We start from the raw sequence: 21131 nt of genomic DNA, 5'->3' as shown, positions 1-21131 counted from the left end.
GTCGTAGCTCATTGAGACGAGCCTTTCAATCTCAGAGGGTGTTTTGCAAATCATGTCCGATACTTACCCGCTCTCAAATCTCGCCGCCATCGATGCCGCCCATCATCTGCATCCCTTCTCCGACATGAAGAAGCTGAACGCCGACGGCACGCGCATCATCCAGCGCGGCGAGGGCGTCTACATCTGGGATAGCCAGGGCAAGAAGTATCTGGACGGTTTTGCTGGCCTCTGGTGCGTCAATGTCGGCTATGGCCGCAAGGAGATCGCCGATGCCGTCATGCGGCAGATGAATGAGCTGCCCTACTACAACACCTTCTTCGGCACCACGACCATACCCACGACGCTGCTCTCCGAGAAGGTGACGTCGCATGCCGGTCCGCGCTTCAACCATGTCTTCTTCACCGGCTCGGGATCGGAAGCGAACGACACCTGGTTCCGCATGGCGCGCGTCTACTGGAGCGCGGTCGGCAAGCCCTCGAAGAAGATCGTGATCGCCCGGAAGAACGGCTACCACGGTTCGACCGTCGCCGGCGCCAGCCTGGGCGGCATGAAATACATGCACGAGCAGGGCGATCTGCCGATATCAGGCATCGCCCATATCGGCCAGCCTTATTGGTATGGCGAAGGCGGCGATCTCTCGCCTGCCGAGTTCGGCCTCAAGGTCGCTTGCGAACTGGAGGCGAAGATCGATGAACTGGGCGAAGACAATGTCGCCGCCTTCGCGGCGGAGCCGATCCAGGGTGCTGCGGGCGTCATCATCCCGCCGGAGACCTATTGGCCGGAAATTGCCCGCATCTGCAAGGCCCGCAACATCCTGCTCGTCTCCGACGAAGTGATCTGCGGTTTCGGGCGGCTGGGCGAATGGTTTGGCCATCAGTATTTCGGCGTCGAGCCCGATTTCGCGCCGATCGCCAAGGGCCTGTCGTCGGGTTATCTGCCGATCGGCGGCGTGCTCGTCAGCGATCGCATCGCCGATGTGCTGATCAACGAGGTCGGCGAGTTCAACCACGGCTTCACCTATTCCGGCCACCCGGTCTGCGCCGCGGCGGCACTCGAAAACCTGCGCATCATCGAGGAGGAAAAGCTGGTCGATCGCGTCCGCGACGACATCGGCCCATATTTCGGCAACGCCTGGAGCGCCCTCCAAGACCACGACCTCGTCGGCGAAGCCGTCAGCATCGGCCTGATGGGTGGCCTGCAATTGACGGCCAGTAAGAAGACGCGCACTCGCTTCGAAAAGCCCGACGCGATCGGTGCCCTGATCCGCAACCATGCGCTCGCGAACGGTCTCGTGTTGCGAGCGACCGCCGACCGTATGCTGGCGTCTCCGCCGCTGGTAATCAGCCACGAGGAAGTGGACGAAATGGCGCGGATCGCAAAGATCGCCCTCGATGCTGCTTGGGCTGATTTGAGACCCTAATCGGCAGGCGCGACCCACGCGTAGCCGAAACGGTAGGAATCGTCGTTGTGGGCGTAGTAATATGGAATCTCGATCGTCGAAACTTTGGGCGTGACGCCGGTCAACTCCGCAACCGATCTCAGCCATTCGGCAGCTTTAGCGGGTAGGGCACCGCCTTCTTTTCGACCCAACTGCCAGACGATGAGAATTGGGTGCTGTTTCGAGATCGGGACTGCAGGCGTGAACCCCGGGTAGTCCAGTGAAATCACGGTGACCGGCAGGAGATCCTTCCGCAAATTTCCGGCAAGGAGGCTGCTTTCCGCCACAATCGCACTCGGTTCGCCCTGTTGCCGGAGTGCGGCGGCAAGCCGCGCATAGGGCGTATTCAGGCGCTCATAATCGCCGTTGAGACTTGCCGCCGCAATACGACCGAAGAGGATCCCGGGAACTGCGATCATGATCGTCGCGATGATCGGCATGAGGCGCCGCAAGGCATTCGGAACATGGACGTTCGACGCCTCGATTTTCAGGCAGAGATAAAGGGGCGCGACAAAGAAGAGTGGAACCAGCCAGCGGTCTTTGACATGGGCTGCTCCGCCGAAGACGACCAGAAGGAGGATGCCGAGGATGGCAAAGAGCATCATGCGCTCGAAGAGCCGCGTCCATTCCGATCTGCCGGAGACGGCCGAGAAAAACGGCTTGCCGAACGCGATCGCGAAGACCAGCATTGCCACGGCGCAAAAGCCGATCACGGCCAGTATGAGTGAGCCGGAGCCCATCGCGACCTGCACGAGGTAGCTCGCGTTGCCGCTGTCCGTCAGTTTCTCCAGTGTCCGGGCTGTGGCGAAGCCGAGGTTGTCCTTGAGCCAGAAGAGATGCGGCAGGGTGATGACGAGCGCAGCGACGGCGGTCACCACCGTGCGCCAGTCGAAAACGCGCTTGCGCATCTCAGGGTCGAGCAACGCCGCCAGAAGCGCCGAGGCGGGCAGGAGGGCGAAATTGTATTTCGACAGCAGGCCGATGCCCAGGCCGACGCCCGCCACGAAATATGACAGCATGTCCGGCTTTTTGAGCGAGCGGACAAATCCGTAAAGAAACAGGCAGCCGGAGAAGAACACGGCGACCGTGTGCGTCAGGTCGCGCTGCATTTCGAACGCGATCTGCGGAAGCGTCAGAAGCCCGAGCATCGCGATTGCCGCGAGCATGCTGCTCTTCAGGATCATCCGGGCCGTGAGGCCGTAAAGGACGTAGGAGGCAAACAGCAGCGTATTCTTGACAACGGCCAGCGACAGCAGCGAGACGCCGCTGAGCGAAAAGGCGGCATATTGCAGCCAGTTATAGAACGGCGGCTGGGGACCATAGCCAGCGGCAAGCCATTGCGAGCGGAAGGACTGCTCCGCTTCATCAAGCCCGAGCGTCGGCGGCATCGCTATGCGGACCGCGATCTGGACCAAAAAATATGCGGCAAGCAGGGCAAAAACCCATCGCATATCGATCTGGCGGGTCGCGTAGCTGCGCTCGGTCATTTCATTTCCGTTCAAGCCAGGCGTAGCCGAGCGCAAACGTGTCGCCGTCCTTGCCGAAGTGGTAGGGAAGCGCAAGCGTGCCGATCTCATCCGGTTCGATGCCGCTGTTCTTCAGCCACGTCGACAGGCCGGCCGGCATTGCCGCATCCTTCGGAGTCGGTCCGCGCCAGACGAAAAGCAGCGGTCGTTCCGCGGTAGCGTCCACCGGGATGCCCGGACCGGGAAAGCCGGAGATCATGACCGGTACGTCCGGCCATTGAAGCCGAAGATTCCCGCCGAGCCATCTGTCGCTCGCGATGATGAGGGCAGGGCGCCGCTGTTTGGTCACCGTCTTGGCGAAGTCCGCGAAGGGAACGTTCAGCTTCGTATACGAACCGATGTATTCCGCTCCGGCGACCCTTGCGGCAAGTATGACCATCACGAGCGTCATCAGCACGGGGACAGAGCCCAGGAAACGCCTGATGCCAAGCGAGAAATCGCCGCCCGCCACTTCGAGCTTGCGGAAGAAATAGAGGGGAAGGACCAGCAGAAACGGATCAAGCCAGCGTTCGCGGATATGGGTCGCGCCGGTTACCAGGATCACCACGACGATCGCGATGAGGCTAATAATGATCATCCGCTCCATCAGCCGCGTCCATCGATCACCCGCCGAAAGCGCCCGCAGAAAATCGCGCCGGAAGGCGGCAGCAAAAATGGCGACGGGGAGGGCGGCGAACGCGACGATCGCAATGACAAGCGAGAGCAGGCCTTCGGCCGCTTGGAAAGCACCATTCCCTTCTCCGCTATCGATCATCTTGCTCAGCGTGCCGGCGGACGCCAGTTCGATGTTCCCGTAAAGCCAGAGGAGATGCGGCAATGTGATCGCCAGTGCGACTGTCAATGCCGGCAAAATCCTCCAGTCGAAGATCCGGCGCCGCCACTCCCGGTCCGGGATCGCGGCGGCAATTGCAATGAACGGCATCAGTGCGAAATTGTATTTCGAGATAACGCCGATCCCGGTCGCGATCCCGAGAACGAGATAGCTCAGCACGGTCGGACGCTTGAGTGTCCGGAAGAAGGCGAAAAGGAAGAGCGATGTCGCGCACAGCAGTGCGACCGTATGCGTCAGGTCCTGCTGCGCCATGTAGGAAACCTGCGGCAGGGTGATCAGCGCAAGCATCGCGGCCGCCTGAAGCACCGGACTCTTCAGCACTTCACGCGCGGCGAGGCCATAGAAGACGTAACACAGAAAGAGCAGCAGGTTTTTCGGAATGCTCAGCGCCCAGATCGACGGACCCGCAACGGACATGATCGCATATTGCAGCCAGTTATAGAACGGCGGCTGCGGCCCGTAGCCTGCCAGCAGATATTGCGAGTAGAAGGTCTGCTCCGCCTCGTCGAGTTCTAGGGAATGCGGCAGGGCGGCGCGAAGCGCGATGTTCAACAGGAAATAGATGGCCAGCAGCGCGCTCGCGCTGCCGATCGTCCTGCCAAAACGTTGCGTCAGCGAGTCGCCTCGCCGTTTGTCAAACGTCGCTTCCATCGAAAATCTGCCGCACGATGTAGTTCGGCGACGCGTCGTCGCGATAGTAGGTGCGCGCAATCATTTCCGCCAGAATGCCGGTGGTGATCAACTGCACCGACGATAGCAGGAGGACGACGCCGACCATCAGCATCGGGCGTGTGCCGATATCGTTGCCCATAATGAATTTGTCGAAGAAGAGGTAGAGCAGGATCAGCGCGGCGATCGCCCCGATACCAAGGCCGAGAGAGCCGAAGAAATGCCCGGGCCGCGCCTTGTAGCGCATGAAGAACATCACCGACAGCAGGTCGAGGATCACGCGGAAGGTGCGTGAGATGCCATACTTTGACTGGCCGTGCTGGCGGGCATGGTGGGTCACGGCCTTTTCGCCGATGCGCGAGCTTGGGACGACGCCTGCGACCCAGGCCGGGATGAAGCGGTGCATTTCGCCCATCAGCTTCACCTGCTTGATGATCGAGGCACGGTAGATCTTCAGGCTGCAGCCGTAGTCGTGGAGCTTCACGCCGGTGATGCGGCCGATCAGGTAGTTGGCGCACCAGGATGGAATCTTGCGAAGCAGCAACCCGTCCTTGCGGTTCTTGCGCCAGCCGACCAAAAGGTCGAGTTCGCGGCGCTCCAGTTCGGAGACCATCGACGGAATGTCCTTCGGATCGTTCTGCAGATCGCCGTCCATCGTCGCGATCAGCCGGCCTTGCGCCGTGTCGATGCCGGCCTGCATTGCGGCGGTCTGGCCGAAATTGCGCTGCAGCTCCACGATCCTGAGCGTAAGGCCTTCACGTCCTACATACTTGCGGGCGTTGACGAGGGTCGCATCGGTGCTGCCATCATCGACCAGGATGAGTTCCCACCGGCTGGGGTAGGCCAACATCGCATCGCATATCCGCTCGACGAGCGGGCCGACACTTTCCTCTTCGTTGAACACCGGCACCACAAGCGAAAGTTCAAGCGACTGGATCAGATCATTTGCGCTTTGAAGCGACTCGGACGTTGTCTGCAACTCTTATTGCTCCTAAAAGGCCGTCATGGCCAGTCGAGCGGCATTTGGGACCGCTGAAGTCAGGAAGCCTAGTACATGAACTCTCCGGTTGGCGCTAGCCGACAATCCTGGTTTGCGCGCAATCGCATGACGCTGCTCACAGTCGCGATCGTCGCTGCCTATGCGCTTTTCATCGAATGGTTTTGGGGGTGGTCGGTAATCATCGCTCAATGGGCGGCCGTCGGCGTCATCCCGATCCTCGTGGCGCTTGTATTGCTGACCAGCACCTACTTCCTGCGCACATGGCGCATTCTCGACTATTTCCCGCGGGAGACGAAAGGTCAGTTTCGCGCCCTTTTCCGCGTGACGCAGATTCACAATCTGCTCAATATCATGCTGCCGTTCCGCACCGGCGAGACGAGCTTTCCGGTTCTCATGCGCACGGAGTTTGGCATTCCGCTGACGCGGGGGACCTCCGCACTTCTTGTCATGCGCCTGCTCGACCTGCACGCGCTGCTTGCCGCAGCAGGCATGGGGATTGCGGTAGCCGCTCCGGATGCTGTCCTTGCCTGGGTCTTGTGGGCTGCATTTCTGTTGCTGCCGGTTGGGGCCTTTCTTGTGCGCAAACCGTTGCTGCGCATCAGCTTCAAGCTCTTTCCCGCCAAGGCGCAACACTTCCTTTCCGAGATCGAAAACGGCCTGCCCGTAAATGGCGTTGCATTCGCACGTGCCTGGGCCATGACAGCGGTGAACTGGCTGGTGAAGGTCGTCGTGCTCGCCTGGGCGCTCAGCCTCATGGGCGTTCTGCCGCTGACGGCAAGTTTCGGCGGAGCGCTCGGTGGCGAGCTTTCCTCGGTGCTGCCGGTCCATGCGCCGGGGGGCGTCGGCACCTATCCGGCGGGGATAACCGCCGGCGCAGTCGCCTTCGGCGCTTCGAGCGGGAAGGCGGCGCTCGCCGCGCTCGCCCAGGCGAGCATTAATGCACACTTGCTGATTATCGTCTCCGCCCTGACGGGAACGGCGATCTCACTGCCGCTCGGGCGCCGCCGTCAGCTCTGAGATCCTCTTTCGCAGGAAAGCCTGTTCGGGTCCCTGATGGCAGAGCGAGAGGGCGCGTTCGTAAGCCGCGATCGATTCCTCCCTGCGGTCCAGCTGCCGCAGGAAATCGGCGCGTGCGGAATGCGCCAGATGATAGCTGCCGAGTTTGCCGGATTCCATGATGCCCTCGATGAGCTCGAGCCCTCTCTGCGGTCCCTCCGACATTGCAATCGCCACGGCGCGATTGAGTTCGGCAACCGGCGAAGGCTGTGCTTCGATCAGCAGATCGTAGCAGGCGGCAATCCGGGGCCAATTCGTCGCCTCCGGCGTTTGGGCCTTGGCATGTTCGGCGGCGATGGCCGCCTGGACGGTATAAAGCCCGATTTCGTCGGGCTCCATCGCCCGCCGCAAGAGCCTCAAGCCTTCCTTTATCTTCCGCGGATCCCAAGCCGATCGATCCTGCTCGGCAAGCAGGATCAGACTGCCATCCTCGCCGCGCCGCGCAAGGCTGCGGGAATCCTGCAGCAACATCAGCGAAAGAAGACCGGCGACATCGGGATGCGGAAGAAGTTCCTCCACCAGCCTCGCCAGCCGGATCGCCTCGCCAGTCAGATCCGTCCGCGTCACCTCTGCGCCCGAGGAGGCGGAATAGCCCTCGTTGAAAACCAGGTAGATGACATGCAGAACGCGGTCGAGCCGTTCGGGAAGTTCATCGAGGTCGGGAACTTCGTAGGGAATGCCGGCTGAACGGATCTTGCTCTTGGCCCGAACGATGCGTTGGGCGACCGTCGGGGCCGAAACGAGGAATGCGTGTGCGATCTCCTCGGTCGTCAGCCCGCAGACTTCGCGAAGCGCCATCGCCATCTGCGCGTCGGCCGGAATGGCCGGATGGCAGCAGGTGAAGATCAGCCGCAGCATGTCGTCGCCAATGAGCTCCATGTCGCCGATCTCCGTAGCCCCGGCTTCGCTGTAAAGGCTGTCTTCGATATCCTTGAGCGACGCATCGAAGCGCGAGCGGCGGCGCAGATGGTCGATCGCCTTGTGGCGACCGGTGGAGACAAGCCATGAGAAAGGATTGGCGGGAACACCATCGCGCGGCCATATGCGCGCTGCTGCCGCAAAGGCGTCGTGCAGCGCTTCCTCCGCACGGTCGAAATCTCCGAGCAGGCGGATGAGCGTTGCCAGCACCCTGCGCGATTGCGACCGGTAGATGTCCTCGATCAGTTTCTCCAAGCGCTACTCCGGTAAAGTCAGCATACGCACCGGCCGCAGTTCCACGGCACCAACACGCGCCGAAGGGATGCGCGCGGCAATCGCCTTCGCCGCCACATCATCAGGCGCTTCGATGACGTAAAGGCCGGCAAGATGCTCCTTGGTTTCGACGTAGGGCCCATCGGTTGCCTGCAGGGCATTGTTGCGAACCCTGAGCACCGTCGCCTTTTCCGGCATCTCCAGCGCATCCGCATGGATCATGATGCCTTTGCGGCGAAGCTCCTCGTCGAAGCTGAAATGCGCTCTGACGATCTCGTCGGTTTCCTTCGGCGTCAGCGTGCCATCGACGTCGGCGGAATTATAGATCAAGCAAATATAGCGCATCTTTCATTCCCCGTCCTTGATCGAATAGGCCGGTCGCACTTCGATCGAGGCATATTCCACGATCGGAAAAGCCGAGGCGATTTCTGTCGCCTCGTCGATGTCCCTGGCTTCGAGCAGCACGAAGCCGCCGAGATGTTCCTTGATTTCGGCAAAGGGGCCGTCGGTCGCCGATAGGGCACCGTTATGCCTGCGGACCGTCATCGCCGTCGACGGATTTCGCAGGGCGAGGGCGGTCAGCAGATGCCCACTGTCACGCCAGCGATCATCGCTCTCGATGCATCTTTGGGTGAGCGCATCCCACTCTTCCTGGGGCACGAGTTTGCTCTTTTCCGTGTCGAACCAGATCTGGCAGAGAAACTTCATAGGCGCCTCCTAACCGTTCTTGAAATCGTAGATCGGGCGGACCTCGATGCTGCCCAGTTTGGCAAGCGGAATACCCGCCGCAACGCGGATCGCGTCGTTCAGATCCTTGGCTTCGATGAGAATGAAGCCGCCGAGTTGTTCCTTGGTCTCCGCATAGGGGCCATCGGTGACCGACATTTCGCTGTTGCGGACGCGTACGGTCACGGCCGTTTCCGGCGACTGCAGGGCTTCCGCATGGATCATATGGCCGCTTGCGGCGAGGTCCTCGTCGTATCCGAGCGAATCCCTGTCGAGGGTCTTCTTCTCTTCCTCCGTCATGCGCTCGAGCGCCGAAGGCTCGAACCAAACCTGGCACAGATATTTCATTGCTGACGTCCTCCCGGCTGCCTCTCACAGCCTGTTGACGAAGAGACTAGGCGGAATTCGACAGCAAAGGAAAAAATCTTTGTTCGCGCTCTATTGTCGAAATGGCGGACGCGCATTCGACAAGGCTCCATCGATCACATCGAGGAGCACGGACATGGGAATCCTGGAAGTCGCCATCACGAATTTCATCTGCGCACGGCGAAGGGCCGAGAGGCTGGACGTGCTTTACCACGCGGATATTCGAGAGGTTCTTGTGCGGCTGGTCGCCGCATTCGCTGTCTTTGCAGCCGTCATTGCCGGGCTGCAGGTCTCCAGCACGCACAACGTCGATCCGCAGCGGCTTGCGGATCGCGTCGCATCGGCAGAAGCCAGATAATCGTTATTGGAACGCCGTCTCGAAGAAGCTGCGAAGCTTGCGGGAATGCAGCGCTTCGGGCGGCATTGCCGCGAGCTTCTGGATGGCGCGGATGCCGATCTTCAGGTGCTGGTTGACCTGGGTGCGATAGAAGGCGCTTGCCATGCCTGGCAGCTTCAACTCGCCGTGCAGCGGCTTGTCGGAAACGCAAAGCAGCGTGCCGTAGGGCACGCGGAAGCGAAAGCCGTTGGCCGCAATCGTTGCCGACTCCATATCGAGCGCGATGGCACGGGCTTGCGAGAGCCGCTTGACGGGGCCGCGCTGGTCGCGAAGTTCCCAGTTGCGGTTATCGATCGTTCCGACGGTCCCCGTGCGCATGATGCGCTTCAGTTCGAAGCCTTCGTAGCCGGTGATTTCCGCAACCGCCGCTTCCAGCGCAACCTGCACTTCGGCAAGCGCCGGGATCGGAACCCAGACCGGCAGGTCGTCGTCCAGCACGTGGTCCTCGCGCATATAGGCATGCGCCAGAACATAGTCGCCGAGGCGCTGGCTGTTGCGCAGGCCCGCGCAGTGGCCGAGCATCAGCCAGGCATGCGGGCGAAGCACGGCCACGTGGTCGGTAATGGTCTTGGCATTCGACGGGCCGACGCCGATGTTGATCATGGTGATCCCGGCGTGGCCCTTCTTCTTGAGATGATAGGTCGGCATCTGCGGCAGGCGGGCGAGCGTAACGTCTGTCTCCGGCTGGCTGGATCCCGCATGGGTGATGATATTGCCCGGCTCGACAAAGGCCGTATAGCCGTCTTCGCCGCCCCCCTTGGCCATCATCTCGCGCGCCCAGGCGCAGAATTCGTCCATGTAGAATTGGTAGTTCGTGAACAGGACGAAGTTCTGGAAGTGCTGCGCGCTGGTTGCCGTGTAGTGCGCGAGGCGGGCGAGCGAATAATCGATGCGTTGCGCGGTGAAGGGGGCAAGCGGCGACGGTTCGCCCGGCGGCGGAATGTATTCGCCGTTGGCGATCTCGTCGTCGGTGGTGTTGAGATCAGGCGTATCGAAAAGGTCGCGCATCGGGATGTCGATGAAGGCCGATGCCGACGCCTCGACATGCGCGCCTTCGCCAAACGCAAAATGCAACGGGATCGGCGTCGATGATTCGGATACGACGACCGGGACATTGTGGCTGCGCATCAAGAGCGCCAGCTGTTGCCTCAAGTAGTGGCGGAAAAGCTTCGGCCGGGTGACGGTTGTCGTATAAACGCCCGGCGCCGTCACATGGCCATAGGACAGACGCGAATCGACATGGCCGAAGCTGGTCGTCTCGATGCTGACCTGGGGATAGTAGGCGCGGTAGCGCGAAGTGATCGGCGCGCCCTTGGCGAGCTCCGCAAAACTGTCGATCAGGAAGGCTGTATTGCGTTCGTAGAGCTCGGTGAGCGCATCGACGGCCTTTACAGGATCATCGAAGCTTTGCGGTTCAAAGGCAGGTGGCGAGGAAATATCGAGAGGTGAGATTCGTTTGCTCATGGCGCATTATAGGTTGCCGTTGTTAACAAGCAAGCGACGCCCCGGTGACCAATCGGAGAATATTAGGCAGTCTTGATCTTAGCGCATGTTGCTGCAGAAGGGGCTGGTCGAATTGAGGCAGGTGTAGCTCGCGCCGAAATGCGACTGCGAACCGCCACCCCCGCCGCCGTGTACGACGGCTGCCGAGAATGTGATCGCGAAAACCGCCATGAAGAGTGTAATGACGGTGAACCGTCTTGCCAGAATAAGCACGTCCGTGATCCCTGAACCTGTGTGCGCCCTATCGTTGAGATAAGTTCTGCCACACCCGGTCTGAACGGGCGCTGAGATCGCGGTTCATTTGGCGTTCACAATGATTGACTGCTTGAAGGCGGTCTCTCGCTACTTATGTGTTTAGTCCCGCTAAGGAGATTTTCATGACGGCACCGATCGAACTTTACTATTGGCCGACCCCGAACGGCTGGAAAATCAGCATCATGCTCGAGGAACTCGGTGTTCCCTACGAGGTGAAATACATCAACATCGGCAAGGGCGAGCAGTTCGCGCCGGACTTCCTGAAGATCGCGCCGAACAACCGCATGCCAGCCATCATCGATCCGGACGGCCCCGGTGGCGAGCCGATCTCCGTCTTCGAATCCGGTGCCATCCTGCAATATCTCGGCCGCAAATACGGCCAGTTCTATCCCACGGACGAGCGGAAGCGCGTGCAGGTCGAGGAATGGCTTTTCTGGCAGGTCGGCGGTCTTGGCCCCATGGCCGGTCAGGCCCACCACTTCCGCAACTATGCGCCGGAAAAGATCGAATACGGCATCAACCGCTATACGAACGAAGTGAACCGCCTCTATGGCGTCATGAACAAGCAGCTGGAAGGCCGGGATTATCTCGCCGGCGAATATTCGATCGCCGACATGGCCTGCATCGGCTGGGTCATCCCTTACGAACGGCAGGGACAGGACCTCAACGATTTTCCGAACCTGAAGGCCTGGTTCGAGCGTATGCATCAGCGACCTGCGGTCTTGAAGGGCATTGCCGTCGGCAAGGAAGAGCGCGAACGTCAGGCCAATCTGGCCGAAGACAAGGAAGCGCAGAAGATCCTTTTCAATCAGCGCGCCCGCTGAGGTGTGGAAGCGCAGTTGGAAAAGCGCCCGGATGACCGGGCGCTTTTTTTGTTCAGAGCCGCGTCCAGGTCTGTGACTTGCAGAAGACCTTGAGCACGCAGCCGCTCATCTTCAGCGAATTGCCGGACACGGTGCCCGAACCGCTGTAGGTCTTGTCATTGCTCGGATCGGTGATCTCGCCGCTGTATGTGCCGCCGGAGCCTGCAAGCGTTCCGATCTTCCTGCCGGCGAACTTGCCGGTCTTCAGCGTTATGCAATAGCCGCCGCCGCAAGGGGCGATCACCGCCGTGTCGCCGGCGACCGTCTTCCAGTTGCCGACGATAGGCTCCTCGGCATAGGCGAAGCTTGCCGAAAGCGCCAATGCGCCGGCCAGAATAAGCGTTCGGATCATTATCCCCTCCCTCATGTCCGTTGCGCGCAAAGTAACTAACGCGAACGTAAGGGTAAAGGACGCCGGGGTTAAAACGGCGGATTTTCAGGCTGCTTTTGCCCCGGATTATTTCCAGCTTTCTTCTTGCAAGCTCATTTCGTGGTGAACGAAAGCTTTATTTTCAAAAGTAAACTTTTCGTAAAAGTTCGCGGAAAGTCCTTAATAGGCAGGGATTCCGATGTTTAACGAAAACCCAATTTTACCAAGCGTTTGCACTTTGTTTGTCTCAAATTAATCATGCATTTTAGGCGTTTTTTGAAAGCCAGGCGGCATAGTGGAGCCATCAAACGAGCGGGGCAAACCCGCCGACCGAAGGGACCGAAAGCTGCGACAGACGGCACGGCCCGGAAGGTAAAACAGGGCAAACCGATAACAGGCTAAACAGGGATAAAACCGATGGCACGCTTTGAAATGCACAATGCTGAAATGGCCACCATGGGTGGCGACAGAAACGCCGACGTCTTCTGCGAAATGGGTCTGATGTATGCGACCGGCCGCGGCTGCGAGGTCGATCTGGTCGCTGCACACAAGTGGCTGAACATCGCCGCGATCAAGGGCAGCGACCGCGCCGCCGAGCTTCGCGCCGATGTCGCCGCATCGATGAACAAGATGCAACTCGCCGAAGCGCTGCGCGCCGCCCGCGAATGGATGACGATCCACTGAGACAATAACAACCTCGAAAAAGAGGGAACCGGCGGGGCGCGTTGTGCCCGCGCCCGGAAAACGGAACCGCGACCGGCAGAAACAAGGCCGGCGCGGTTTTTCCGTTTTAACCCAGCGAGCGAAGGACCTGGGGAAGGGCCTCTTCGAAGCGGGCCATATCGCTCTCCGGCCCGACGCTGACGCGGATGCAGCGGTTGAGCGGCGCGACGCCCGGCATGCGGATGAAAACGCCATGCTGCATCAGCCCATCGACGATTGAGCGGGCGTAGGTTCCGTCGCGCCCGGCATCGATCGCCACGAAGTTGGTCGCGGATGCTAAAGGCGAAAGCTGGTTGGCTCGCGCGATGCCGGCAATCCGTTCGCGGGCGGCGTGGATCTTTCCGACAACTTCTGTGAGATAGGCCCGGTCTTTCAGTGCGGCGAGTGCTGCGGCAGTCGCCAGCCGGTTCATGCCGAAATGGTTTCTGATCTTGTCGAAGGCCTTGGCCGTGCCGGGCGTCGAAATGGCATAGCCGACGCGCGCACCCGCGAGACCGTAGGCCTTCGAGAAGGTGCGCATGCGCACGACGTTTGGCAGGTCGATCAGCGAGTCGATCGAGGGAGGGGCGCTTGCCGGTCCCGTTTCGCTATAGGCCTCGTCGAGCACCATCATACAGGTTTCCGGAAGGGCGCGGGCGAAGGTGACGATCTTGTCCGCGTCCCACCAGCTTCCCATTGGATTGTCCGGGTTGCAGAAATAGACGAGCGGGGCGTTTTCACGCTTCACCGCATCGAGCAGACCGTCCAGATCCTCACGGTCGTTGGAATAAGGCACGGTCACGAGGCGTCCGCCGAAACCCGCCACATGGAAGTTGAAGGTTGGATAGCCGCCGAGCGATGTGACGACCGGCATGCCGGGCTCGATCACCAGGCGCACGATCTGCCCGAGAAGCTCGTCGATGCCGCCGCCGATTGCGATATTGGCGGCCGTCACGCCGAGATGGGCGGCCAGCGCCTCGCGGAGATCGAAGTTTTCCGGATCGTTGTATTTCCACGTATCGCCGGCCTGTTCGCGGATTGCGGCAAGCACCGAAGGCGCGGGGCCGAAGCCGTTTTCATTGGCGCCGATGCGCGCCTCGACCTTGAGACCCTGCTGACGCTCGATGGCCTCGGGCCCGACAAACGGAACGGCGGAGGGGAGGGCGCTGACCAGCGGCGTGAAGCGCGAAAAAGCGGACATCGAATTTCAGATTCCCGGAGATGTGAAAAATCGGCCAACAATAGGCGTTGCCATCCTCAAGGCAAGGACGATTATTCCACGGCCGGTCCGGAAACCACTCCAGCATTTGAAAGATTTATGGCCTCAGCTCGATGCGAGGCGCGCGGTATGCTTCGATGGCTTCCATGTTGCCCGCCATGAAGTCGGCCCGCACGACGCGTCGAAGGACTTCCGGGTCTATGGTGTTGATGAAGCGGACGCTGATGCGCTCGTTCCTGCGGTAGGCTTCCGCGCAGCCGATGCGATAGGCGAGCCCGAGAATGTTGAGATAGTAGTGTTTCGGCAGGCCGGCGGTAGACGAGACGGCGAGCGTGGCGCCGCCGCGGGAAATATCGAGGATCTCCGCGCTTCGAACCGACATGCCTGTCAAACAGGGGCGGACGGCGACGATGCGCGCTGGGCGCCGCACGTTGAACTGTTCCCACCGCACGTCGTAAACTTCCGACTTGACCGTGGCAAGGTGCGTGGCTCGGAGCATGGGCATGACGCGGCTCTCCCCTGGAACACAATCTCATACTGGTTCCGTCGCATAGCGTCACATGAATGTTTTTCGTATTCGTCAAACAAATCGGGACAATTTTAACGAAACCGGATTTTGCATTTCAGTGCATTCCATGAGCGCTTGAACGAAGCGCTGCTCCATTTATCCATGGTTTCTCCGAACTCTTTCAATTGCCGCACGTTTTCTCTCTGTCGATGAAGCAAATTCGCCTTCGAACAATCATCAAGAGGAAACGAAAATGGCTGACATCAGAGTGCCATGGGAATCATGGGTTGTGGTCTGCGATGGGGCGAAGGCTTTGATCATGCAGAATGCCGGCGATGCAGAGCTCATGAACCTGCAGGTACGCGAAACGCTGAGCCACCCGAACGAACCGGACCGTGAGCTCGGCTCCGATAAGCCGGGACGCGCACATGCGCCGGACGGCACGAGCGCCAGCGCCATGGAGGAAACGAGCTGGCAAGAGCAGGCGGAAGCCGATTTCCTCAGGCAAATCGCTGCAAAGCTGGATGAGCTCGTCCATGAGAAGAACGCCAATCACATCATACTGGTGGCGCCGCCGAGGGCACTCGGCACCTTGCGGCCGAACCTCAGCCCGGATGTGCAAGCCGCTCTCTCCGCCGAGGTCGCCAAGGATTACACCAATATGCCGGTCGGGGAGATCGAGCGCCACCTGGCTGCTTGACCGGTTCGCTGCCGAAAGAGCGCGGGTAACCCTCGCGCTTTTCATGGCTGGCTTTCTCGTCCCGCAAACAAATCCTCGTTCTCGCTGAAAAGCGCCGCCAGCCTGTCGATGACCGCGCGTACTTCCGGCCGCTGGCGCTCGTCGTCATGGGCGGTGATCCACATCTCATAGGTAAGGGGTTCGATGATCGGTCCGGCGCGCGTGAGGCCGGGGTCGGCATCGCCTATGAAGCAGGGCAGGACACCGCGGCCAGCACCGCCGCGGATCAAGTAGAAGAGCATGTGCGGCGTATTCGTCCAGCCGGTAATCCAGTAGTCCGGCTGCTCGAACGTCCATTTGTCGGCGGGCGTGATCGCAATATCGGTGCCGAGCGAAATCCAGTTGCAATTGTCGCCGCCGAAGCCGGCCGCCTGATAGACGGCGTGCGACACCGTCACCGAGCGGCGGATCGCAACATTGCCGCTTTCGGGACGTCTGTGCCTGATGGCGACATGCGCCTCACGATAGGTGAAATCGACGCTGGTATCGCAGGTCTTGTAACACATGCGGAACCGGTCTTTCGGCGTCCAGACCTTGGCCAGATGATCGGCAATGAAACGGGATGTCCAGCTATCGGCGGCCATTGAGACGATCGGCAGCGTAAGCACTTCGCCGCGCCAGTCGGAGATCGATTGCGCGGCTTCCTGCATCATGCGCACGCGCTCCAGGAGCGCCGTGCCGTCCTTTGCCAACCCGTAGCCGGTCGGTCCGCGTGTAAAAAGTGCGCGGCCGGTCGCGCGCTCCAGCGCCAGCATGCGCCGGCCGACCGTCGGCGCGCTGAGGCCGGTCTGGGCCGCAGCCGCTGACAGCCCGCCGGCTGTCGCGACATGATAGAAGAGTTGGAGGTCGTCCCAGCTCGCGTCTTTCATTTTTGAAAACCCCCTTTCTTCCGCGGCTCTACATCCGGCTGCGGCGAAGGCTTAGTTCAGGTGCTCCGGCAGATAGATGGAGAACCCGACAATGCTTCTCAACTGGGTAGTTCTCTGGAACGAACTGGAGATTAGAAACAGAAACCGCCACGACCCTCTAGCCGACCCGCTCGAAGGGCCGGAATGGCAAGGCCTCCAATGGCTCGCGCCGGTGATCGTGCGGCTTGCCTCGCGCAACGATGCCCGCCATCCAGACCGTGTCAGACGTCCGTCTCGAAGCTCAGGCGCAGCACGTGATGCAGGAATTCCGCATTGATCAGCATGTTGAAGCTGATCGTCACCAGCTCGCCTTCTCGCTTGACGACGGTCGAGCCGATCTCGTCCTGGATGCCGAGGATCTCGAGGAAGAAATGGTGCGGAAGCTCGATCCCCGGGTTTACTTCGAGGACGGCGCCGGCGAGGTTGATCGTACGGATAAGGCAGCGAACCTGCGTGCCGGTGCTGAGGTGATGGCCGACGAAGATGATCTTGCCGGGCCGGTCGAGCGTGAAATCCCGATACGATTTCTCCCGCTCGCTATTGTCGTCGTTGAGGTGCGTCTGAAAGGCCATATCAGCCTCCGCTTGTTGTACGGTTGAAGGGTAACGCATGAATGCTGACAGATGCTGAACGGGATTAGTAGAATTTGAGCCTTGTGCGTGGCGGGACAGAAAAGTCCTGCAATTTCGTGATCCCGAGCGAGCCGGGCGATCCCATTCTGGGGCATTCTTGACAGGCAACGCCGCTTCCGCCATATCAGGCGCCGGTTCGAGGCGCCTGCCGCTCGCGGATGAAAGTCCATGGTGAAGTTCTCGAAATTCACGTCGCAGCCAATTGGTGCATGCTGACTGACGGCAATGCGAGCTCCCTTTTGCAGTCGAAACGGCATGCCTTCCGAAAGGCTGAACCCATGACGACGACCTATCCCACGATCAATGAGCTGAAGGCCCAGGCGAAGCGCCTGCGTCAGGCGATGGCAACGCGCGGCACCGCAATCTCGCACGGTGCGGCACTCGAACTCGTTGCCGAACAGCACGGCATGCGTGATTGGAATACGCTCTCCGCTCTCGCAACCAGACCGAATGCCGAACCGATCGCCGCGCTTTCCGTCGGCTCCCATGTTCGAGGCCGCTACCTGAACCAGCCCTTCACCGGCACAGTTCTGGCGCTTGCGGAGACCGGCGGCGGACTCCACAAGGTCACCATTCATTTCGACGAGCCGGTGGACGTGGTGACATTCGAGAGCTTCTCGGCGTTCCGCCAGCGCATCAACGCGCAGGTGGACGCGAGTGGCGTGTCTCCACGCAAGACCTCGAACGGCCTGCCGCATCTCGTGCTTGATCTCTGATCTTTCATCTATGGATCAATTTTGGCAGCCATCGCATTTCGCGAGTTGCTGTTCGCATGGATTTTCCAAATGACACAAACTGTCCAAGAGAACATTTTTCTATCGGGCCGCCTGTTGCCCGTCTTCGCCCGCACGGCATTGCCCATCGTCCTGATCACCACGATCAGCGGCCTTTTCGCTGTGGTCGACGCTTATTTCCTGGGTGCCTATGTCGGACCGGCTGCTCTGTCTGCCGTTACCCTGATTTTCCCGGGGAGCTGATGATGATCATCGCGCTGCAATCGCTTGTGTCGAACGGCATGGCGAGCATCCTGGCGCGGCAACTCGGGGCTGGAAATCGCGACGGTGCCCGCCGGACATTCGCAGCGGCTCATGCCTTGGCCGTTCTGTTCATCGTTGCTTTGAACGGGATCTACTGGTTTGCGGGTCCCGGCATCATCGATGCTGCCGCATCGGGTGATCATCAGGTCGCGGTGAATGCCACACGATTCATGGCCATCATGATCGAATGTTCACCCGTCGCCTTCTTCCTGTCGCTGAACATCGATGCGCTGCGTTGCGAGGGCAAGATCGGTTTCATGACGGCGGTAACCTTGGTGTCGACCCTGCTTAACATCCTGGCGAACTGGCTCTTCATGGCTGTTATGCATTGGGGCGTCGCGGGGTCCGCGATCGGCTCCGTGATCGCGCAGGCGATCTGTCTTGGAGCCATTCTCCTCTATCGCTCGCATAGCCCTGCGGCGCTTCGACCGGCAGGCGCGTTCAACGTCGCGGAGTGGCACCGCATCATTGCCCTCGGCGCGCCGATGAGCCTCGGCTTCATCGGCATTTCGCTGGGCTCGGCGGCGGTCATCCTCAATCTCTCGATCTTCGAAATGTCGAACTATGTCGCGACCGTCGGCGCCTATGGCATCATCACCCGCATCATGACTTTCGCCTATCTGCCGCTGCTCGGCCTGAATATCGGTTTCCAGACGATATGCGGCAACAACTACGGCGCCGGCCGTTTGGATCGCGTCGGGCGCAGCCTGCAGATCGCGCTCCTTTCTGCACTGGTCTACTGCTCCGCAGTGGAACTGATGATTGAACTGCTCGCGGATCGGATCGGTGCTATCTTTGTCGCCGATCCGATCGTGATCGGCGAGGTCTCGCGTATCCTGCCCTGGACGATCGGCGCCTATTTCCTGTTCGGCCAGATGATCGTCCTGTCCGGATATTTCCAGTCGATCGGCGATGCGAGAAGGGCGGCCATATTCGGCCTGTCGCGACCCTATGTATTCACTTTGCCCCTGACGTTTCTTCTGCCGAGGATTATCGGAGAAATGGGGATCTGGATGGTGCCGGTCTTTGCCGAAGCCTGCATGTTCATCCTAGCAGGCGTCGTACTCTCGCGGCTGGCAAGGAGCCGAGGCTGGCAATACGGGCTGTTGCCCGCTTGAGACAATGCCGCGCCGTCAGGCGCGGCAAGCATTCACCCGAATCAGGCCTTCAGCAGCCACTCGTGTTCCGGCGCATTGTAGAACTTCCAGATGCGTTTCGGGCCGGCCATGACATTGAGATAGTAGAGGTCGTAACCGTGCGTGGCGGCGCAGGGGTGATAACCCTTCGGCACCAGCGTCACGTCGCCGTCTTCGATCGCCATTGCCTCGTCCAGCGAACGGTCGTCGGTATAGACCCGCTGGAAGGCGAAGCCCTGCGGCGGGTTCAGGCGGTGATAATAGGTTTCTTCCAGCATGCTCTCGTGCGGAAGGTTGTCCTGATCGTGCTTGTGCGGTGGATAGGAAGACGTGTGGCCGCCGGGGGTGATCACCTCGACGACGAGGAGCGAATGCGCCGATCCGTCATCCTCCGGCATGATATTGTTGACGTAGCGCACATTCGTGCCCTTGCCGCGCGTGAGCGCCGGATGCGTGCCCGGCAGAATCGCCTTTGCCTCGTAGGTGCCGCCGCCGGGGGCCGAGCAGACTGCAAGCTCCAGATCGGTCTCGGCCGTCACCGACCACGTCGACTTCATCGGGATGTAAAGCGCATGCGGCGGCCCCTCGAACGGGTTCATCCGCTCGCCGAGCGCGCCGAAATCCTTCGTCCCGGCTTTGGCCTTGCCTTTGCCGCTCACCCAGACGAGGCAGACCTCACGCTCACCGGTCTCGCCCGACGCCGTTTCGCCCGGCTTCAGCCGGTGAAGGTCGAAGCCCACATAGGTCCAGCCAGCGCTTTCCGGCGTGACGTGGGTGACGCGGCCGTTGGTGCCCGATGGTTTCACCTTGAGGTTTGGCATTGGTGTTCTCCTCACGAATTATATGGATGCGGCCCCCTCATCCGGCTGCCGCCACCTTCTCCCCGCTGGGGAGAAGGGTTTTGCCGTGCCGGCTCGTTTCCCTTCTCCCCAGCGGGGAGAAGGTGCCCGAAGGGCGGATGAGGGGCTTCCGCTCCGGCGGTTTCGAAGGCTTACCCCTTCGGAAAACCTTCAGTCTCTACCGTATATCCGGCAGCCGTCATCACACGCATCAGTTCGGCATGGCCGATCTCGGCCATCTTCTGCGGCGGGGCCTTGCGCGGGTCCTGTTCGGCCTCGACCACGAACCAGCCCTCATAGCCGTAGTCGGCCAGCCGCTGGACGATGGCGCCGAAATCGAGCGAGCCGTCGCCCGGCACGGTGAAGGCGCCGAGCGCCACCGCGTCGAGGAAGGACTGCTTGCTACGGTCCAGCCCATCGACTACGGGCTTTCGAATGTCCTTCACGTGGACGTGGTTGATGCGGGCATGGTGATTGTCGATGGCGCGCAGCACGTCGCCGCCGGCAAAGGCGAGGTGACCCGCATCGAGCAACAGCGGAATGCCTTCGCCCGAATTCCGCATGAAGGCGTCGAGTTCCGGCTCGGTTTCGACCACGGCGGCCATGTGATGGTGGTAGGAAAGCGGCATTCCCTGCTCGGCGCACCATTCGCCGAACTCGGTCACGCGGCGGCCATAGGCCTTCATCTCGTCGTCGGAAAGACGCGGCTTGGTGGCGAGCGGCTTGGAGCGGTCGCCCTGGATCGAGCGGCCGACTTCGCCATAGACGATGCAGGGCGCGTTGACCGCCTTGAACAGCTCGATCATCGGTGCGATGCGGTCTTTGTTGGCGGCAAGCTCCTCGTTGACCAGCGTGCCCGAGAACCAGCCGCCGCAGAGCGTCACGTCGGCGGCGCGCAGGATGGGCAGCATCACTTCGGGATCCTCCGGGAAGCGGCGGCCCTTTTCCATGCCGGTAAAGCCCGCGCTGCGCGACTGCCGCAGGCATTCCTCGAGGGACACGTCGTCGCTGAGCTCAGGAAGGTCGTCGTTCCACCATGCGATGGGCGACATGCCGAGTTTGGCCTTCATTACTATTTCTCCTCATATTTTAGTGGCCGAGGCCCCCTCATCCGCCTGCCGGCACCTTCTCCCCAAAGGGTAGAAGGGGATGTGCCGCACCATCTCGTTCCCCCTTCTCCCCAGGGGGAGAAGGGGCCCGAAGGGCGGATGAGGGGGCC

Annotated in this window: 23 protein-coding genes and 1 pseudogene; 8 read left to right on the top strand and 16 right to left on the bottom strand. The window is 60.7% G+C overall.

Translation table 11 applies throughout. The features are described 5' to 3' along the window. Positions 1-52 precede the first annotated feature (52 nt). On the top strand, positions 53-1420 hold the full coding sequence (locus ACPYOJ_RS10800; RefSeq protein WP_481416248.1) for an aspartate aminotransferase family protein: 1368 nt from the start codon (positions 53-55) through the stop codon (positions 1418-1420). Here the strand turns inward: ACPYOJ_RS10800 and ACPYOJ_RS10795 are convergent. The 3 genes from ACPYOJ_RS10795 to ACPYOJ_RS10785 are packed head-to-tail and all read right to left on the bottom strand — an operon-like array spanning position 1417 to position 5444. Beyond that, positions 1417-2925 carry an ArnT family glycosyltransferase gene (locus ACPYOJ_RS10795; protein ID WP_481416247.1) on the bottom strand — a complete coding sequence of 503 codons (1509 nt, stop codon included), beginning with the start codon at positions 2923-2925 and terminating at the stop codon, positions 1417-1419. The genes ACPYOJ_RS10800 and ACPYOJ_RS10795 overlap by 4 nt on opposite strands. A 1-nt stretch (position 2926) precedes the next feature. Continuing rightward, a complete protein-coding gene (locus ACPYOJ_RS10790) occupies positions 2927-4411 on the bottom strand; it encodes a glycosyltransferase family 39 protein (RefSeq protein WP_481416262.1) in 1485 nt (494 codons plus the stop codon). Between the two features lie 19 nt (positions 4412-4430). After that, complete coding sequence (locus ACPYOJ_RS10785) at positions 4431-5444, bottom strand: glycosyltransferase family 2 protein (protein WP_481416246.1); 1014 nt, start codon at positions 5442-5444, stop codon at positions 4431-4433. Between the two features lie 75 nt (positions 5445-5519). Between ACPYOJ_RS10785 and ACPYOJ_RS10780 the strand changes: the two genes are divergently transcribed. Then, entirely contained in the window at positions 5520-6482 is a 963-nt protein-coding gene (locus ACPYOJ_RS10780; RefSeq protein ID WP_481416245.1) for a lysylphosphatidylglycerol synthase domain-containing protein, read from the top strand. Here ACPYOJ_RS10780 and ACPYOJ_RS10775 read toward each other — a convergent pair. Genes ACPYOJ_RS10775 through ACPYOJ_RS10760 form a run of 4 tightly spaced genes read right to left on the bottom strand, consistent with a single transcriptional unit; the run spans position 6450 to position 8786 of the window. Further along, complete coding sequence (locus tag ACPYOJ_RS10775) at positions 6450-7694, bottom strand: RNA polymerase sigma factor (RefSeq protein WP_481416244.1); 1245 nt, start codon at positions 7692-7694, stop codon at positions 6450-6452. The genes ACPYOJ_RS10780 and ACPYOJ_RS10775 overlap by 33 nt on opposite strands. Before the next feature lie 3 nt (positions 7695-7697). Next, the gene (locus ACPYOJ_RS10770; protein ID WP_168828947.1) at positions 7698-8057 is read right to left on the bottom strand and encodes a YciI family protein; all 360 of its coding nucleotides are present in this window, start codon (positions 8055-8057) and stop codon (positions 7698-7700) included. Positions 8058-8060: 3 nt separating this feature from the next. Next, positions 8061-8420 carry a YciI family protein gene (locus ACPYOJ_RS10765; RefSeq protein ID WP_481416243.1) on the bottom strand — a complete coding sequence of 120 codons (360 nt, stop codon included), beginning with the start codon at positions 8418-8420 and terminating at the stop codon, positions 8061-8063. Positions 8421-8429: 9 nt separating this feature from the next. Then, positions 8430-8786 (bottom strand): YciI family protein, encoded by a 357-nt coding sequence (locus ACPYOJ_RS10760; RefSeq protein WP_481416242.1) that lies wholly within the window; start codon positions 8784-8786, stop codon positions 8430-8432. Positions 8787-8940: 154 nt separating this feature from the next. Here ACPYOJ_RS10760 and ACPYOJ_RS10755 point away from each other — a divergent pair, with 154 nt between their 5' ends. Next, positions 8941-9162: a hypothetical protein gene (locus ACPYOJ_RS10755; protein ID WP_481416241.1), complete on the top strand. Its 222-nt coding sequence runs from the start codon at positions 8941-8943 to the stop codon at positions 9160-9162. Positions 9163-9165: 3 nt separating this feature from the next. Here ACPYOJ_RS10755 and ACPYOJ_RS10750 read toward each other — a convergent pair whose 3' ends face one another. Beyond that, a complete protein-coding gene (locus ACPYOJ_RS10750; protein WP_481416240.1) occupies positions 9166-10665 on the bottom strand; it encodes an AMP nucleosidase in 1500 nt (499 codons plus the stop codon). Between the two features lie 78 nt (positions 10666-10743). Beyond that, positions 10744-10917: a hypothetical protein gene (locus ACPYOJ_RS10745; RefSeq protein WP_481416263.1), complete on the bottom strand. Its 174-nt coding sequence runs from the start codon at positions 10915-10917 to the stop codon at positions 10744-10746. Between the two features lie 164 nt (positions 10918-11081). Between ACPYOJ_RS10745 and ACPYOJ_RS10740 the strand changes: the two genes are divergently transcribed. After that, positions 11082-11783 carry a glutathione S-transferase family protein gene (locus tag ACPYOJ_RS10740; protein WP_481416239.1) on the top strand — a complete coding sequence of 234 codons (702 nt, stop codon included), beginning with the start codon at positions 11082-11084 and terminating at the stop codon, positions 11781-11783. Between the two features lie 52 nt (positions 11784-11835). On the opposite strand, the gene ACPYOJ_RS10735 is transcribed toward ACPYOJ_RS10740, so the two are convergent. Then, the gene (locus ACPYOJ_RS10735) at positions 11836-12174 is read right to left on the bottom strand and encodes a DUF2147 domain-containing protein (RefSeq protein WP_168828953.1); all 339 of its coding nucleotides are present in this window, start codon (positions 12172-12174) and stop codon (positions 11836-11838) included. 435 nt (positions 12175-12609) lie between these two features. Between ACPYOJ_RS10735 and ACPYOJ_RS10730 the strand changes: the two genes are divergently transcribed. Continuing rightward, the gene (locus ACPYOJ_RS10730; RefSeq protein WP_168828954.1) at positions 12610-12876 is read left to right on the top strand and encodes a sel1 repeat family protein; all 267 of its coding nucleotides are present in this window, start codon (positions 12610-12612) and stop codon (positions 12874-12876) included. A gap of 106 nt (positions 12877-12982) precedes the next feature. Here ACPYOJ_RS10730 and ACPYOJ_RS10725 read toward each other — a convergent pair whose 3' ends face one another. Beyond that, entirely contained in the window at positions 12983-14095 is a 1113-nt protein-coding gene (locus ACPYOJ_RS10725; RefSeq protein WP_481416238.1) for a pyridoxal phosphate-dependent aminotransferase, read from the bottom strand. Positions 14096-14210: 115 nt separating this feature from the next. Further along, positions 14211-14618 carry a PilZ domain-containing protein gene (locus ACPYOJ_RS10720; RefSeq protein WP_481416237.1) on the bottom strand — a complete coding sequence of 136 codons (408 nt, stop codon included), beginning with the start codon at positions 14616-14618 and terminating at the stop codon, positions 14211-14213. Positions 14619-14874: 256 nt separating this feature from the next. Here ACPYOJ_RS10720 and ACPYOJ_RS10715 point away from each other — a divergent pair, with 256 nt between their 5' ends. After that, positions 14875-15321 carry a baeRF12 domain-containing protein gene (locus ACPYOJ_RS10715; protein ID WP_481416236.1) on the top strand — a complete coding sequence of 149 codons (447 nt, stop codon included), beginning with the start codon at positions 14875-14877 and terminating at the stop codon, positions 15319-15321. 41 nt (positions 15322-15362) lie between these two features. Here ACPYOJ_RS10715 and ACPYOJ_RS10710 read toward each other — a convergent pair whose 3' ends face one another. Next, positions 15363-16229, bottom strand: coding sequence for a LysR family transcriptional regulator (locus ACPYOJ_RS10710; RefSeq protein ID WP_481416235.1), 867 nt, complete (start codon positions 16227-16229; stop codon positions 15363-15365). A gap of 260 nt (positions 16230-16489) precedes the next feature. Next, positions 16490-16840 (bottom strand): hypothetical protein, encoded by a 351-nt coding sequence (locus tag ACPYOJ_RS10705; protein ID WP_481416234.1) that lies wholly within the window; start codon positions 16838-16840, stop codon positions 16490-16492. 338 nt (positions 16841-17178) lie between these two features. Here ACPYOJ_RS10705 and ACPYOJ_RS10700 point away from each other — a divergent pair, with 338 nt between their 5' ends. Continuing rightward, positions 17179-17616, top strand: a complete 438-nt coding sequence (locus ACPYOJ_RS10700; protein WP_481416233.1) for a glyoxalase superfamily protein — start codon at positions 17179-17181, stop codon at positions 17614-17616. A gap of 69 nt (positions 17617-17685) precedes the next feature. Beyond that, positions 17686-19055, top strand: a pseudogene (locus ACPYOJ_RS10695) (MATE family efflux transporter). A gap of 41 nt (positions 19056-19096) precedes the next feature. On the opposite strand, the gene iolB reads toward ACPYOJ_RS10695, so the two are convergent. Beyond that, positions 19097-19894 (bottom strand): 5-deoxy-glucuronate isomerase, encoded by a 798-nt coding sequence (gene iolB, locus ACPYOJ_RS10690; protein WP_481416232.1) that lies wholly within the window; start codon positions 19892-19894, stop codon positions 19097-19099. Between the two features lie 170 nt (positions 19895-20064). Continuing rightward, the gene (gene iolE, locus ACPYOJ_RS10685; protein ID WP_481416231.1) at positions 20065-20982 is read right to left on the bottom strand and encodes a myo-inosose-2 dehydratase; all 918 of its coding nucleotides are present in this window, start codon (positions 20980-20982) and stop codon (positions 20065-20067) included. Between the last annotated feature and the right edge of the window lie 149 nt (positions 20983-21131).

The sequence above is a fragment of the Rhizobium sp. SVR5-9E genome, assembly GCF_056755095.1.
Note: the sequence above shows the minus strand (reverse complement) of the source record. Positions and strands in the feature narration are given on the sequence as shown.

Bases quoted from the DNA above. Each gene is read 5' to 3' on its own strand.
- ACPYOJ_RS10800 (WP_481416248.1), top strand. From the start codon at position 53: ATGTCCGATACTTACCCGCTCTCAAATCTCGCCGCCATCGATGCCGCC.
- ACPYOJ_RS10795 (WP_481416247.1), bottom strand. From the start codon at position 2,925: ATGACCGAGCGCAGCTACGCGACCCGCCAGATCGATATGCGATGGGTT.
- ACPYOJ_RS10780 (WP_481416245.1), top strand. From the start codon at position 5,520: ATGAACTCTCCGGTTGGCGCTAGCCGACAATCCTGGTTTGCGCGCAAT.
- ACPYOJ_RS10770 (WP_168828947.1), bottom strand. From the start codon at position 8,057: ATGCGCTATATTTGCTTGATCTATAATTCCGCCGACGTCGATGGCACG.
- ACPYOJ_RS10765 (WP_481416243.1), bottom strand. From the start codon at position 8,420: ATGAAGTTTCTCTGCCAGATCTGGTTCGACACGGAAAAGAGCAAACTC.
- ACPYOJ_RS10760 (WP_481416242.1), bottom strand. From the start codon at position 8,786: ATGAAATATCTGTGCCAGGTTTGGTTCGAGCCTTCGGCGCTCGAGCGC.
- ACPYOJ_RS10755 (WP_481416241.1), top strand. From the start codon at position 8,941: ATGGGAATCCTGGAAGTCGCCATCACGAATTTCATCTGCGCACGGCGA.
- ACPYOJ_RS10750 (WP_481416240.1), bottom strand. From the start codon at position 10,665: ATGAGCAAACGAATCTCACCTCTCGATATTTCCTCGCCACCTGCCTTT.
- ACPYOJ_RS10740 (WP_481416239.1), top strand. From the start codon at position 11,082: ATGACGGCACCGATCGAACTTTACTATTGGCCGACCCCGAACGGCTGG.
- ACPYOJ_RS10735 (WP_168828953.1), bottom strand. From the start codon at position 12,174: ATGATCCGAACGCTTATTCTGGCCGGCGCATTGGCGCTTTCGGCAAGC.
- ACPYOJ_RS10730 (WP_168828954.1), top strand. From the start codon at position 12,610: ATGGCACGCTTTGAAATGCACAATGCTGAAATGGCCACCATGGGTGGC.
- ACPYOJ_RS10725 (WP_481416238.1), bottom strand. From the start codon at position 14,095: ATGTCCGCTTTTTCGCGCTTCACGCCGCTGGTCAGCGCCCTCCCCTCC.
- ACPYOJ_RS10720 (WP_481416237.1), bottom strand. From the start codon at position 14,618: ATGCCCATGCTCCGAGCCACGCACCTTGCCACGGTCAAGTCGGAAGTT.
- ACPYOJ_RS10715 (WP_481416236.1), top strand. From the start codon at position 14,875: ATGGCTGACATCAGAGTGCCATGGGAATCATGGGTTGTGGTCTGCGAT.
- ACPYOJ_RS10710 (WP_481416235.1), bottom strand. From the start codon at position 16,229: ATGAAAGACGCGAGCTGGGACGACCTCCAACTCTTCTATCATGTCGCG.
- ACPYOJ_RS10705 (WP_481416234.1), bottom strand. From the start codon at position 16,840: ATGGCCTTTCAGACGCACCTCAACGACGACAATAGCGAGCGGGAGAAA.
- ACPYOJ_RS10700 (WP_481416233.1), top strand. From the start codon at position 17,179: ATGACGACGACCTATCCCACGATCAATGAGCTGAAGGCCCAGGCGAAG.
- iolB (WP_481416232.1), bottom strand. From the start codon at position 19,894: ATGCCAAACCTCAAGGTGAAACCATCGGGCACCAACGGCCGCGTCACC.
- iolE (WP_481416231.1), bottom strand. From the start codon at position 20,982: ATGAAGGCCAAACTCGGCATGTCGCCCATCGCATGGTGGAACGACGAC.